Raw genomic sequence first — 13,176 nt, 5'->3', positions numbered from 1 at the left:
CGGCCCTCACCCGCTCAACCCGGGCGGGTGCGGCCGTGTCCCCCTTCGCGACCGGACGTTCTCGGAGTCGCCGGGAGTGCCGGCCGAAGGGGGAGAACCACATGTCAGCACGCGCAGCACGCACGGGTCTCGTGGCGGCCACCGCCGTCGTCGCGGCGATGGCCCTGGCCGCGCCGGCGATCGCGGCGGCACCCACCGCCGCGTCCGCGAGAGGCGACCACCGCGCCACCCAGAAGGCGATGGACACCAATGTGAAGGACGGCGTCATCGGCATCGCCGTCCAGGTGAAGGACGAACACGGCGTCTGGAAGGCGACCTCGGGCGTCGGCGACCTGAAGTCGGGCGAACCGCGCTCCGCCCGCGACCACTTCCGCGTCGGCAGCATCACCAAGACCTTCGTCTCCACCGTGCTGCTCCAACTGGAGGCGGAGGGCCGGCTCTCCCTGGACGACAAGGTGGAGAGGTGGCTGCCGGGCGTCGTCCGCGGCAAGGGCCACGACGGCCGAGAGGTGACGCTGCGCCAACTCCTCAACCACACCAGCGGAATCGCCGACTACACCTCGGACGAGCAGTTCGTGAAGGACGTCTTCCTCGCCGACGGCTTCCTCAAGAACCGCTACCGCACCTGGACCCCGCGCGAACTGGTCGGCATCGCCATGCGGCACGAGCCCACCTTCGCCCCGGGCACCGACTGGAGCTACTCCAACACCAACTACGTGCTCGCCGGCCTGGTGATCGAGAAGGCCACGGGCCGCTCGTACGGCGACGAGATCCGCGCCCGCGTCATCAAGCCCCTCGGCCTGACCGACACCAGGGCCCCCGGCACCGACCCGAACCTCCCGAAGCCGCACAGCCGCGCCTACTCCAAGCTCGCGGAGACCACGGACGGCACAACGTACGACGCCACGAAGCTCAACCCCTCGATCGCCGGCGCGGCGGGCGAGATGGTCTCCGACGCCGACGACCTGAACCGCTTCTACTCGGCGTTGCTCCGCGGCAAGCTCCTCCCGAAGAAGCAGCTCGCCGAGATGAAGACGGTGATCCCCATCGACGGCGACCGAGGTGGCTACGGCCTCGGCCTCATCACCTACAAGCTCTCCTGCGGCGTCCGGCTCTGGGGCCACAGCGGCGGCATCCACGGCTCCTCCTCCGAAACCGCCACCACCGCCGACGGCCGCCACACCCTCACCTACAACTTCAACAGCGACTGGAACGGCGACAGCCTGCCGATCATGGAAGCGGAGTTCTGCGAGAAGTAGGAGGAACCGGCCCGGGGCCCCTTTACCGAGGAGGCCCCGGGCCGACGGCTCAGGCCCAGGTCCACCTGTCGTCCGAGCACGTCCGGTGGGTGCCCTCGACGATGCAGACACGGACGCCCAGGAAGGTCTCCTCGGGCATGTTGTCGGTCTCCCAGAAGGAGCAGTAGGGCGCGTTCATGCCCCGCGTGGTGGCCATGGTCTTCCAGGACCCGCCCTCGAACTTCCGCTGGATCTCGATCCCCTTGCCGTCGGCGTACTTGTCGCACGCCTGGAACGCGTCCCCGGGGATCGGGTTGACGAGACCGGACGGGTCGGCGTTGAAGACGCCGTAGCCGCGGAAGGTGCCGTCGCGGTGGAGGTCGATCTCGATGTCGTCGGTGCCCTCGGTCCAGTACGTCCACTGGTCGGCCGCCATCGCCGGCGCGTTGGCGAGCAGCACCATCCCGAAGGCCGCGCCCACCGCGAGCCCGCCTCTGACCACGGACGCGAACGCCTGCTTCTTCATGTTTCCCCCTGATGATCCGGACGACAGTCCCCCCGCACACATGATCGACGGGCGGGTGATCGGGGACTCTACCCGGCACACCCGGCTCCCGGTAGGTGAACTGCCCCCGTACGTACGAGGAAGGGCCGCCGAACGGGCGGCGGCCCTTCCTCTCCCCTCCTGGTGGTCCGAGTTACCCGATTACCGGGGAAGCACCACGACGTACGCGGCCGGATCGCGGTCGCCGGACGCCATCAGGGCCGTGCGGACGACGGCCGCCTGCTGCTCCAGGGAGTCGCGGAGCTTGCGGGGGGTGAGATGGACGACGGTGATGCCGAGCCGCTCCAACATCTCGCGCTTGCGGGCGTACTCGGACCACAGCGCGTCGTCCTCCTGGCGCGGGGCGCGGATGTCCAGCTCGACCGCGACGGCCTGCTCGGGCCAGTACGCGTCGAGACCGCCGAGGTGGGGGCCGCCGGGCAGCCGGAGGTCCACGTTCCAGACCGGGTCGGGCAGGGCGTACTCGCGGACCATCCGGTACAGGTGGTTCTCCGCGATCGCCCGCCCCTCCGCGAGCAGCGACTCCACCGCGTCGGCGACATGCGGCCGGTTCAGCAGCCGCGCCTGCGTCAACTCCCTTACGACGGCGGCCGGTTCGGTGTGGCCGCCGCGCACCGCCTCCGTCAGCAGCCGGCGTACGACGCCCGCGTCGGAGAGGTCGGCGACCGCGTCGGCGAGGGCACGCGGCACGGGCGCGACGGGCAGGCCGGTCACGTACGACGGGGTCGGCATGACCGGGGTGCGGACGATCCGGGCGCAGCCCACGGTCCGCAGCCGGCGCAGGCGCGGGACCAGGACGTCGATCGCGTCGAGGGAGGGCAGCGGGGGAGCGGAGGTGAAGCCGTGCAGCGTCAGGGCGGCCAGGCCGGTGATCACGGCGTCCTGGTAGCGGGGTGCGGGGCGGGGCTCGTCCGCGTGCGGCTGGGCGGGCACGCCCGCGACCCCGGCGACCCCGGTGGTCGTCTCGCGGAACGGGGAGCGGGCCGCGTACGACAGCACCGCGTGCAGCCGCTCCTCCGAGGTGGGCGGGCCGGGGTGCAGCAGGAACACACCCGGCAGGATCTGCTGCCAGGAACCACCGGGCCGGCACTGCTCGTTCGTCTCGGCCGCGGTGACACCCTGCGCGCGCAGCTGCGCGGCCGTCAGCACCCGGCGCGTGGTGTCCGAGAGGCGACGGAGGGGGCGGGGGGAGAGCGGGGTGTTGTGGGTCATGACCCGGAGGTTCCCGCTCCGGAGCCGCCCATGAACCTCTGTTACACGCCCGTCGACAAATCCGGACAAGACCGCACTAAAGTACGTGCGTTCGACTGCCGATACCCGCTGGTCCGTACGGGGATCAGAAAAGGTTACGGCTCCGATTACCCGAATTCGGTAACCCCGAACCAGCAGCACGGGGGCCGCGCCCTGTCCGCCTCCGTAGCTGCGGGCAATCGTGCCGCTAGGGGCGGCACGGGTGGGCGCAGCGGCACCCGGCAAGCGCCGGTGAGCGCACCCGGCCTTCGCCCAGCGGCAGCCGCCGGGTGCGCAACTCGCAGAAGCTCAGCGGCACTTACCGCCCGGCGGCGAGGTCACACTCCTGCCCCCGCAACCCCCGCGCCAAGTCGTCCCGCGCCTCGATCACCAGCCTCCGCAACGCCGGCGGAGCCGCCTCGTGCGAGGCCAGCCACGCGTCCGTCGCCTCCAGCGTCCCCGGCGAGTCCTGCAGCGACGGGAACAGCCCCCGCACCACATCCATCCCGATCTGGATGGACCGCTCGGCCCACACCCGCTCGATCACCTCGAAGTACTTCGCGGCGTACGGCGCCGTCAACTCCCGCTGGGACGGCCGCCCGAACCCCGTGATCGTCGCCTCGACCAGCGCGTTGGACAGCGTGTCCGACTCCACGACCGAGGCCCACGCCTGCGCCTTGACCGCCGCGGAGGGTCGCGCCGCCAGGCACCGCACCTGATGCCGCTTCCCGGAGGCGGTGTCGTCCCGCGCCAATTCGGCGGCCAGCACACCCTCGTCGGCGACCCCGTGCGTGGCCAGCGGCTCCAGGAACGCCCACCGCAGCTCCTGGTCGACCTCCAGCCCGTCGACCTTCTCGGTCCCCGCCAACAGCCCCTGCAACACGGCCAGATCAGCCTCAGCCGACGCGACCGAGGCGAAGAAACGGGCCCACGTCAGCTGATGCTGACTGCCCGCCTCGGCCGCCCGCAGCTCCCGCAGCGCCCCCTCCGCCAGCAGCCGCCCCCCGGTCTCCCGCCACCCGGGCGCCGCGTAGTGCGTGAGCGCCGAGCCGGCCCACGCGTGCAGCATCTGCAGCACCCCGATGTCCGACTCCCGCCCGGCGAACCGCAGCACGAGGTCGACGAAGTCCCGCGCCGGCAGCAGCGCGTCCCGGGTCAGGTTCCACAGCGCCGACCAGCACAGCGCCCGCGCCAACGGGTCGGAGACGTCCCCGAGCCCGGCCCGCAGCGTGTCCAGCGACCCCGCGTCGAACCGGATCTTGCAGTAGGTCAGGTCGTCGTCGTTGACCAGCACCAGCGCGGGCGCCTCGGCCCCGGCCAGCTCGCCGACGACCGTACGGGGCCCGTCCACATCCACCTCGGCGCGCGCGTACCGCTCCAGCGCGCCCCCGTCAGTCCTTCGGTACAGCCCGATCGCCACCCGGTGCGGCCGCAGCTCGGGATGCGACTCGGCCGCCTCCTGCACCACCGCCAGCTCGTCGACGCGCCCCTCGGAGTCCAGCAGCACCTGGGGCGTGAGGGAGTTGACCCCCGCCGTCTGGAGCCAGGCCCGCGACCAGGACGCCATGTCCCGCCCGCCGGTCTCCTCCAGCACCGACAGCAGATCCCCGAGGCGCGTGTTGCCGTACGCGTTCCGCTTGAAGTAGCGCCGCGCGCCCTCCAGGAAGGCGTCGCGCCCCACGTACGCCACCAGCTGCTTCAGCACGGAGGCGCCCTTGGCGTACGTGATGCCGTCGAAGTTGAGCTTGGCGTCCTCCAGGTCACGGATGTCGGCCGTGATCGGGTGCGTGGAGGGCAGCTGGTCGGCGCGGTACGCCCAGGACTTGCGGTTGTTGGCGAAGGTGACCCAGCCGTTGGTGAAGCGGGTCGCCTCGACCATGGAGAAGGACCCCATGAAGTCGGCGAAGGACTCCTTCAGCCACAGGTCGTCCCACCACACCATGGTCACCAGATCGCCGAACCACATGTGCGCCATCTCGTGCAGGATGACGTTGGCCCGCCGCTCGTACGACGCCCGCGTGACCCTGCCCCGGAAGATGAACTCCTCGCGGAACGTGACCAGTCCGGGGTTCTCCATCGCGCCGAGGTTGTACTCGGGCACGAACGCCTGGTCGTACTTCCCGAACGGGTACGGGTAGTCGAAGTGGTCGTGGAAGAAGTCCAGACCCTGCTTGGTGACCAGGAAGACGTCGTCGGAGTCGAAGTAGGGCGCGAGACCCTTGCGGCACATCGCGCCGAGGGGGATCTCCAGCCGCGTACCGTCCTCGAAGGTCCGCTCGTAGGTGTCGGTCACGTAGTGGTACGGCCCGGCGACGACCGCCGTGATGTACGTCGAGATCGGCTTGGTCTCCGCGAACCGCCACACCCCGTCCGTCAGCTCCCCGACGCCGTTGCTCCACACGACCCAGCCCTCGGGCGCGCGCACCTCGAAGCGGAAGGGGGCCTTGAGGTCCGGCTGCTCGAAGTTGGCGAAGACACGGCGGGAGTCGGCCGGCTCGTACTGGGTGTAGAGGTAGACCTCGCCGTCCTCGGGGTCGACGAAGCGGTGCATGCCCTCGCCGGTGCGCGAGTAGGCGCACTGGGCGTCGACCACCAGTTCGTTCTCGGCGGCCAGGTCGTCGAGGGTGATCCGGGAGCCGTCGAAGACCTCGCTCGGGTCGAGGTCCTTGCCGTTGAGGGAGACGGCCGTCACACCCGGCGCGATCAGATCGGCGAAGCTGCCGGCGCCCGGGTCGGCGCAGCGGAAGCGGATCGTCGTCACCGACCGGAAGGTGCGCGGCTCGGCTCCGCCGGAGTCGCCGACGGCGGACCGAAGATCGAGGGAGACCTCGTAACCGTCGACGGAGAGCAGAGCGGCCCGCTCCCGGGCCTCGTCGCGGGACAGATTCTCACCGGGCACGGGCGGCACTCCCTGGGGGCTGGTGTTCAGTATGCGGACATCCCGATCCTGCCATGGGTCACGGGAATGGCAGGGGCCCTCCCGGACGTTGCCGCGTTGTTGCCCTGTGAACCGACCGCGCACCACCGCCTTCCGAGGAGAAGCATGTCCGAGCAGACCTCCGCCACGTCCTCCGGCAAGACCCCTGTCGATTTCTGGTTCGACCCGCTGTGCCCCTGGGCCTGGATGACCTCGCGGTGGGTGCTGGAGGTCGAGAAGGTCCGCGACATCGAGGTCCGCTGGCACCTGATGAGCCTCGCCGTACTGAACGAGCCGAGGATCGATGAGCTGCCCGAGGAGTACCGCGAGCTGCTGGCCACCAAGGCCTGGGGCCCGGTGCGCATCGTCATAGCCGCCCAGGAGGAGCACGGTGCCGGGGTCCTCGGCGACCTCTACACCGCGCTCGGCACGCGTATCCACAACCAGGGCGAGGGCCCGGAGAAGGAGACGGTCGCCGCCGCCCTGAAGGACGTCGGCCTCCCCGAGTCCCTCATGGACCACTGGGACTCCACCCCGTACGAGCCGCAGCTGCGCGCCTCGCACAAGGAGGGCATCGACAAGGTCGGCCAGGACGTCGGCACCCCCGTCATCGCCGTCCCCGGCGCCGACGGCGAGCAGATCGCCTTCTTCGGCCCCGTCGTCACCCCGGCCCCCAAGGGCGAGGAGGCCGCCAAGCTCTGGGACGGCACCCTCCTCGTCGCCTCGGTCCCCGGCTTCTACGAACTCAAGCGCACCCGCACCAAGGGCCCGGACTTCAGCAACCTGATCTGACCGGCGGCCGGGTCACCGGAAGGACTCGGGTCACCGGACGGCTCGGGTCACCGGAAGGACTCGGGGAGGCTCAGCCCCTCGCTCTGGTTGCCCCACGGCTGGACGAACAGGCAGCGCCCCTTCTCGCCGTGGTTGCCGCAGCGCCACCAGCCGGCCGGGTTCTTCCCCAGGGACCGCAGGTGTGCCTGGACCTCCTTGTCGACCTCGTGGAACGGCAGGGGCTTGCTGCCTCCGCAAGGGGGGCAGTGCTTGTAGCTCGGCATACGACCTCCCGGTCCGGTCGGCCGGATCGGGAATCCGGCCGGAAACGGGAGCTTAGGGCGAAAGTTCAGGAAACCGTCAGACCGGAACGCGTCCCGCCACGGCGTTTTCCGGGCACCCCGCAAGGCGAGAACCCCCGCGAGTCACGGCCTCGCGGGGGTTCTTCCTCTATCCGCCTGCCCGGTGAAGGTTGAGAAGACGATCACGAGCAGGACGTCAGGGGTGGGTCAGGGGGTCAGCAGGAGGACGTCCGCGCGGGACTTGGCGGCCTCGTGGCGGCGGGCGACGTCCTGCCAGTTGACGACGGCCCACATGGCGTCGATGAAGTCGACCTTCTGGTTCTTGTACTGCAGGTAGAAGGCGTGCTCCCAGGCGTCGAAGACCAGGATCGGCGTGGAGCCCTGGCCGACGTTGCCCTGGTGGTCGTAGACCTGCTCGACGATCAGGCGCCCGCTCAGCGGCTCGTACGCCAGCACGCCCCAGCCGGAGCCCTGGGTGGTGGCGGCGGCCTTGGTCAGCTGGGCCTTGAACGCGGCGAAGGAGCCGAAGGACTCGGTGATCGCGTCGGCGAGGTCGCCCACCCCGTCCGCGGCCAGCGGCTCACCGCCGCCGTCACCGGTCATGTTCTGCCAGTAGATCGAGTGCAGGATGTGGCCGGAAAGATGGAAGGCCAGGTTCTTCTCCAGGCCGTTGATCGATCCCCAGGTCTCCTTGTCCCGCGCCTCGGCCAGCTGCTCCAGGGTGTCGTTCGCGCCTTTGACGTACGCCGCGTGGTGCTTGTCGTGGTGCAGCTCGATGATCTCGGGGCTGATCACCGGCGCGAGCGCGGAGTAGTCGTACGGCAGTTCAGGAAGCGTGTAGACGGGCATGGGGGTCCCCTCCGACCTCTTGTTGCAATGTACTTGCAAGTGCACGCTAGCAGCAAGAGAAGACCGGACAGCCCCTCCACACCCATGGAGGGGCTGTCCGGTCGAGACCGGGACCGGCTGTGCCTACGCGGCCACGGACGTGTAGTGCGAGGCGTCACCCTCGATCGAGTAGCTCTCCTTGCCCTCGACACCGGCCGGCACGTCACCGGCGACGGTCACCCGGTGCAGGCGGCGCGGCAGGCCGTCGTAGTTGTCGATGGCGTAGTGCTGGGTGACGCGGTTGTCGAAGACGACGAGCTGGTTCTCCGACCAGCGGTGGCGCAGCACGTTCTCCGGCCGCGTCACATACGACTGGAGCAGGTCGAGGAGCTTGCGGGACTCGCCGAGCGACAGGCCCACGATCCGCTGCGCGAACCCGCCGATGAACAGCCCGCGTTCACCGGTCAGCGGATGGACGCGGACGACCGGGTGGGCCGTGCGGTACTTGATCGAGGTGAACCGGGCGCGCTGCTCGGCCCGCTCGGTGTCGATCTCCTCGTCGGGCACCGCGTAGTCGTAGTCGTTGGTGTGCTCGGCCCACAGATCGTCGGCCAGCCGGCGCAGCGGCTCGGGCAGGTCCCGGTAGGCCGCCGCCGCGTTCGCGATCAGGGTCTCGCCGCCGTACGACGGGATCGTGATGCTGCGCAGGGTGGTGGCCTGCGGCGGGTTGAGGACGAAGGTGACGTCGGTGTGCCAGTGGTTGGCGCGCCCCCGCTCGCTGTCGACGGGCAGGACGTTGACGGCGCCCTCGACGGCGGCCACGGTCGGATGGGCGGTGGTGATGTCACCGAAGTGCCGGACGAACGCCTGGTGGGACGCGTCGTCGAGGTTCACGTCGTCGAAGACGAGCGCCTTGTGGACGTTGAGGGCCTCACGGAGGGCGGCGACCGTCTCCTCGTCGAGGGGCTGGGAGAGGTCGACGCCGGAGACGCGGGCGCCGATGTTCGCGGTGACCTTCTGGATCTCGATGGACATGACGAGGTTCCTTTCGGGGGTCGGACGGGAGCGGGTGCGAGCGACAGCGGGGTCAGACGAGGGCGGGTGCGGGCTCCTGCGTGGACGTGGACGCGGACGCGCTGACGTGCTGGTTCGCGGGGCGCGGCAGGCCGTAGCGGTCGCGCAGGGTCCGGCGGGGGCGGCCGTCGTACTCGGTGCGGAGCAGACCGCGGGCGCGCAGGATCGGGACGACGTGCTCGACGAAGGCGTCGAGCCCGGACGGCAGCACCGCGGGCATGATGTTGAACCCGTCGGCGGCACCCCGCGTGAACCAGCTCTCGATCGTGTCGGCGACCTGCTCGGGCGTCCCGGCGAAGGTGAGATGCCCGCGCCCGCCGCCCAGCCGCCCGATCAGCTCCCGCACGGTGAGGCGGTCGCGCCGGGCCAGCTCGACGACCAGCGTGTAGCGGCTCTTGGCCCCCTCGATCGCGCTCTCCGGCGGCAGATCCGCCGGCAGCTGAGCGTCCAACTCCAGGGACCCGGCGGGCAGTTGCAGCAGCCGCTCCAAGTTGCCCACGCCGTGCGTGTACACGATGTGGTCCTCCAGGACCCGCTCGGCCGCCCGCGCCTCGGCCTCCGTCGAGCCGAGGACGGGCACGATCCCGGGCAGCACCTTGATGTGCTCGGGGTCCCGGCCGGCCGCGACCGTACGGGCCTTGAGGTCGGCGTAGAAGGCCTGCGCGTCCGCGAGCGTCTGCTGCGCGGTGAACACGGCCTCCGCGTACCGCGCGGCGAACGCCTTGCCGTCCTCGCTGGACCCCGCCTGCACCAGCAGCGGATAACCCTGCGGCGAACGCGGCACGTTGAGCGGTCCCTCGACACTGAAGTACGTGCCCTGGTGCCGGGGCGGATGGATCTTCGTGTCGTCGCCCCAGACGCCGGTCTCCTTGTCGGCGACGATCGCGTCGTCCTCCCAGCTGTCCCAGAGCTTCAGGGCCACGTCGAGGAATTCGGCGGCCCGCTCGTACCGCTGGGCGTGCGCGGGCTCGGCGTCGAGGCCGAAGTTGCGGGCCGCCTCCGCGCCGGCGGTGGTGACGATGTTCCAGCCCGCCCGGCCGCCGCTGAGGATGTCGAGCGAGGCGAACTTGCGGGCCAGGTTGTAGGGCGAGTTGTAGGAGGTGGAGGCGGTGGCGATGAGACCGATGTGCTCGGTGGCGGTCGCCAGCGCGGTCAGCAGGGTGAGCGGTTCCAGGGCGCCCGCCGGACGCTGGCCCACACTGCCCCACAGTTGCGGCCCGTCGGCCAGGAAGAGCGAGTCGAAGGTGCCGCGCTCCGCGATCCGGGCCAGCCGGACGTAGTGGTCCAGCGCGACATGCGCGTACGGATCGGACTCCGGCAGCCGCCACGAGGCCTCGTGGTGACCGGTGTTCATCAGGAAGGCGTTCAGGTGGAGCTGTCGTGCGGGCACGTGTCTGTTCTCCCGGGTCACTGGGGGTTCTCCGTGGTCGTGGGCGGTTCACCGGAGGTCACTGGTGGTCCTCTTTCACGCCGAGCGCGGCCAGCAGCCGTTCGCGGTACTCGCCCAGCAGGGGGTCCCGGTACGAGCGGGGGTGCGGGCGGTCGATGGTCAGGTCGAGGCCGATACGGCCCTCTTCGAGCACGAGGACCCGGTCGGCGAGCACGATCGCCTCGTCGACGTCATGGGTCACGAGCAGCACGGAGGGCCGGTGCCGTTCCCACAACTGCCGCAGCAGGGTGTGCATCTTGATCCGGGTGAGCGCGTCCAGGGCACCGAACGGCTCGTCGGCCAGCAGCAGTTCGGGCTCGCGGACCAGGGAGCGGGCCAGTGCGGCGCGCTGGGCCTCACCGCCGGACAGCTCGTTCGGCCAGGCCCGCTCACGGCCCTTCAGGCCCACCTCGGCGAGGGCCTCGCGGCCCCGGCCGGCGGCCTCCTTGCCCTCCGCGCCGAGCAGCACGTTGTCGAGGACCCGGCGCCAGGGCAGCAGCCGGGAGTCCTGGAAGACCACGGACACCCTGCTGGGCGCGGTGAGCCGGCCGCTGCCCACCACTTCGTGGTCGAGCCCGGCGACCGCCCGCAGCAGCGTGCTCTTGCCGGAGCCGCTGTGCCCGAGGAGGGCGACGAACTGCCCGGCGGGGATGTCGAGGTCGATGCCGTCGAGCACCTTCCGCCCGTCGAACGACCGGGTGAGGTCCCGGAGTCGTACGGCGGGACGGTCGACGACGGCGGTGGTGGCCGGGGCGGTGGTCAGCTGGTCAGTGTGCGTCGCCATGACAGCACCCTCCGTTCGATGAGACGGACCGCGCTGTCGGAGACCAGGCCGAAGATCCCGTAGACGACCAGGCCGACGAGGATGACGTCGCTCTGGCCGTAGTTGGTGGCCTGGAACATCATGTAGCCGAGTCCGCTGGTGGCGTTGATCTGCTCCAGGACGACCAGGCCCAGCCAGGAGCCGGTCACCCCGAGCCGCAGCCCGACGAAGAAGCCGGGCAGCGCGCCGGGGATGACGATCTGCCGGACGAACTGGAGCCTCGACAGGCCCTGCACCTCCGCCAGTTCGACGAAACGGCTGTCGATCCCGGCCAGCGCGGCATGCGTGTTGAGGTAGATCGGGATGTAGACGACGATGGCGATGATCGCGATCTTGAAGGTCTCGCCGATGCCCAGCCAGAGGATGAACAGCGGGATCAGACCCAGGGTCGGGATCGCCCGGTTGAGCTGCACGGTCCCGTCGATCAGTGCCTCGCCGGTCCGGCTCAGCCCGGAGGCCAGCGCGAGCACGATCCCGGCGGTCAGCCCGATCGCGAACCCGGAACCGGCCCGCTGCAACGAGGTCACGATGTCCGTCGGCAGCGTCCCGGCCGTCCACAGCCGTACGCCCGACTCCAGCACCGTCCAGGGCGCCGGGATCGCCGCCGGATCGAGCTGCCCGGCGGCCGAGGCGGCGGCCCACAGCGCGAGGAACAGCACCGGCCCGACCAGCCGCGAGGCGGGCAGCCGCTTGCCGGGGGAGAGCCGCCGACGCCTGCGGACCTGGGCGTTCTCGGCGCCGGTGTCGACGGCGACGGCGGTGGCCGTCCCGATCGGGGCGGCGGCGGATGTGCTCTCTGCTGCCGCGTTCTCCGTCGCCGTGGCCCCCGCGGTCGTGGCACTCGGGGTCGTTGCCCCCGAGGCCGTGGCACTCGTGGTCACGGCGCTCACTTCCGGTACTCCTCGGCGACGGCCTTCGCGGCGATGTCCTCGAACCGCCGGTCGAAGAGCGAGCCGACGTCGAACTTCTTCACGAAGCCGCCCTCCGCCAGCAGATCCGCGGTCTCCTGCTCCCACTTGATCGCCTCGTCCCAACTCGGCGGGAACAGCGGCTTGTTGGCGAGTTCGGTGATCGACTCGGCCTGGGCGATGGTCAGGTTCTGGGTCTTCACGTAGAACTCCTCGTTCCAGATGTCCGGGTTCTCGTACTGCCAGACCGCGCCCTTCGCCCAGAACGGGATGTACGCGGCGACGGCGGCCACCTTGTCGGCGTCGGCCAGTACGGAGGCCGGCGCCCACAGCAGGTTGAGCAGGTCCACCACATCGGTGGGGATCGTGCGGGCGCCCTTGGCCTCGTACTGCTGCAGATAGGCGGGCGCCTGCTGGTTGGCGAGCGGGGCGACGTCGACCTGCCCCGACTGCAGGGCCGTCAGGAACTGGTTGCTGGTCAGCGGGACGAGTTCCGCGTCGTCGTAGGCGAGCCCCGCCTCCTTCAACGCCCGCAGCAGCACGACCCCCTGCGCCTGCCCCTGCGAGAAGGCGAGCCTCTTGCCCCGGAAATCCTTCACCGAGGTGATGTCGCTGCCGGGCTTGGTGGCGAAGAGATAGTTCGGCTTACGGGTGACATTGATCGCGACGATCTTCGCGTCGTATCCCTGGTAAGAGGCCTGGATCGGCGGAATTCCCGCGTTGTTGGCGACGTCCAGGGAACCCGAGCGGAAGGCGTTGATGACATCGGGGCCGGCGCCGATGTTCGCCCAACTGCTCACCTTGAACGGCAGTTTGTCGAGTTTCGCGAGCTTGAGCTGCAACTCCTGCTGCCCCTGGAAGGAGGCGATCTTCAGGCTCGTGCCCGAGGGGACCTTGGTGGGCAGGGGCGCGTCCGCGGCCACCTGGGCGGTCGCCGCGCCGCTGTCGGCGCAGCCGCTGAGCCCGGCCGCCGCGGCCGTGACGCCGAGCAGAGAGGTGAGGAAGAGTCGCCGGTCGAAACCGGGCGCGGCGGAAGAAGGCATGGGAGAACCCCCAGAGGGAAACGGTGTGACGGCGCACGGAATTGCGCA

Annotated in this window: 12 protein-coding genes; 2 read left to right on the top strand and 10 right to left on the bottom strand. The window is 70.5% G+C overall.

All coding sequences use genetic code 11. From position 1 onward, the window contains the following. Positions 1-101: 101 nt before the first annotated feature. Positions 102-1,259 carry a serine hydrolase domain-containing protein gene (locus ACZ7MG_RS17200; RefSeq protein WP_471379882.1) on the top strand — a complete coding sequence of 386 codons (1,158 nt, stop codon included), beginning with the start codon at positions 102-104 and terminating at the stop codon, positions 1,257-1,259. Between the two features lie 49 nt (positions 1,260-1,308). Here the strand turns inward: ACZ7MG_RS17200 and ACZ7MG_RS17195 are convergent, their stop codons facing one another. The 3 genes from ACZ7MG_RS17195 to pepN form a co-directional block, all read right to left on the bottom strand. Then, the gene (locus ACZ7MG_RS17195; protein WP_471379883.1) at positions 1,309-1,764 is read right to left on the bottom strand and encodes a hypothetical protein; all 456 of its coding nucleotides are present in this window, start codon (positions 1,762-1,764) and stop codon (positions 1,309-1,311) included. Between the two features lie 180 nt (positions 1,765-1,944). Next, on the bottom strand, positions 1,945-3,015 hold the full coding sequence (locus tag ACZ7MG_RS17190) for a hypothetical protein (RefSeq protein WP_471379884.1): 1,071 nt from the start codon (positions 3,013-3,015) through the stop codon (positions 1,945-1,947). Positions 3,016-3,352: 337 nt separating this feature from the next. Further along, entirely contained in the window at positions 3,353-5,932 is a 2,580-nt protein-coding gene (pepN, locus tag ACZ7MG_RS17185) for an aminopeptidase N (protein WP_471379885.1), read from the bottom strand. A gap of 144 nt (positions 5,933-6,076) precedes the next feature. On the opposite strand from pepN, the gene ACZ7MG_RS17180 reads away from it, so the two are divergent. Beyond that, the gene (locus tag ACZ7MG_RS17180; RefSeq protein ID WP_471379886.1) at positions 6,077-6,742 is read left to right on the top strand and encodes a mycothiol-dependent nitroreductase Rv2466c family protein; all 666 of its coding nucleotides are present in this window, start codon (positions 6,077-6,079) and stop codon (positions 6,740-6,742) included. 47 nt (positions 6,743-6,789) lie between these two features. On the opposite strand, the gene ACZ7MG_RS17175 is transcribed toward ACZ7MG_RS17180, so the two are convergent. From ACZ7MG_RS17175 to ACZ7MG_RS17145, 7 genes are all read right to left on the bottom strand, one after another. Further along, positions 6,790-7,005 (bottom strand): hypothetical protein, encoded by a 216-nt coding sequence (locus ACZ7MG_RS17175; RefSeq protein ID WP_471379888.1) that lies wholly within the window; start codon positions 7,003-7,005, stop codon positions 6,790-6,792. A gap of 225 nt (positions 7,006-7,230) precedes the next feature. Next, positions 7,231-7,872, bottom strand: coding sequence for a superoxide dismutase (locus tag ACZ7MG_RS17170; protein ID WP_471379890.1), 642 nt, complete (start codon positions 7,870-7,872; stop codon positions 7,231-7,233). Positions 7,873-7,995: 123 nt separating this feature from the next. Continuing rightward, a complete protein-coding gene (locus ACZ7MG_RS17165) occupies positions 7,996-8,886 on the bottom strand; it encodes a TauD/TfdA dioxygenase family protein (RefSeq protein ID WP_471379891.1) in 891 nt (296 codons plus the stop codon). A gap of 52 nt (positions 8,887-8,938) precedes the next feature. Next, on the bottom strand, positions 8,939-10,315 hold the full coding sequence (locus ACZ7MG_RS17160; RefSeq protein WP_471379893.1) for an LLM class flavin-dependent oxidoreductase: 1,377 nt from the start codon (positions 10,313-10,315) through the stop codon (positions 8,939-8,941). Between the two features lie 58 nt (positions 10,316-10,373). Continuing rightward, positions 10,374-11,138 carry an ABC transporter ATP-binding protein gene (locus ACZ7MG_RS17155; RefSeq protein WP_471379894.1) on the bottom strand — a complete coding sequence of 255 codons (765 nt, stop codon included), beginning with the start codon at positions 11,136-11,138 and terminating at the stop codon, positions 10,374-10,376. Beyond that, positions 11,114-12,067 carry an ABC transporter permease gene (locus ACZ7MG_RS17150; protein WP_471379896.1) on the bottom strand — a complete coding sequence of 318 codons (954 nt, stop codon included), beginning with the start codon at positions 12,065-12,067 and terminating at the stop codon, positions 11,114-11,116. Before ACZ7MG_RS17150 ends, ACZ7MG_RS17155 begins: the two co-directional genes overlap by 25 nt. Then, the gene (locus ACZ7MG_RS17145) at positions 12,064-13,128 is read right to left on the bottom strand and encodes an ABC transporter substrate-binding protein (RefSeq protein ID WP_471379897.1); all 1,065 of its coding nucleotides are present in this window, start codon (positions 13,126-13,128) and stop codon (positions 12,064-12,066) included. Before ACZ7MG_RS17145 ends, ACZ7MG_RS17150 begins: the two co-directional genes overlap by 4 nt. Positions 13,129-13,176: the final 48 nt, after the last annotated feature.

The sequence above is a fragment of the Streptomyces sp. NPDC107538 genome (assembly GCF_055657445.1).
Note: the sequence above shows the minus strand (reverse complement) of the source record. Positions and strands in the feature narration are given on the sequence as shown.

What these genes read in the sequence shown, in the direction of transcription:
- ACZ7MG_RS17200 (WP_471379882.1), top strand. Translation starts at nt 102, where the DNA reads ATGTCAGCACGCGCAGCACGCACGGGTCTCGTGGCGGCCACCGCCGTC.
- ACZ7MG_RS17195 (WP_471379883.1), bottom strand. Translation starts at nt 1,764, where the DNA reads ATGAAGAAGCAGGCGTTCGCGTCCGTGGTCAGAGGCGGGCTCGCGGTG.
- ACZ7MG_RS17190 (WP_471379884.1), bottom strand. Translation starts at nt 3,015, where the DNA reads ATGACCCACAACACCCCGCTCTCCCCCCGCCCCCTCCGTCGCCTCTCG.
- ACZ7MG_RS17180 (WP_471379886.1), top strand. Translation starts at nt 6,077, where the DNA reads ATGTCCGAGCAGACCTCCGCCACGTCCTCCGGCAAGACCCCTGTCGAT.
- ACZ7MG_RS17175 (WP_471379888.1), bottom strand. Translation starts at nt 7,005, where the DNA reads ATGCCGAGCTACAAGCACTGCCCCCCTTGCGGAGGCAGCAAGCCCCTG.
- ACZ7MG_RS17170 (WP_471379890.1), bottom strand. Translation starts at nt 7,872, where the DNA reads ATGCCCGTCTACACGCTTCCTGAACTGCCGTACGACTACTCCGCGCTC.
- ACZ7MG_RS17165 (WP_471379891.1), bottom strand. Translation starts at nt 8,886, where the DNA reads ATGTCCATCGAGATCCAGAAGGTCACCGCGAACATCGGCGCCCGCGTC.
- ACZ7MG_RS17155 (WP_471379894.1), bottom strand. Translation starts at nt 11,138, where the DNA reads ATGGCGACGCACACTGACCAGCTGACCACCGCCCCGGCCACCACCGCC.
- ACZ7MG_RS17145 (WP_471379897.1), bottom strand. Translation starts at nt 13,128, where the DNA reads ATGCCTTCTTCCGCCGCGCCCGGTTTCGACCGGCGACTCTTCCTCACC.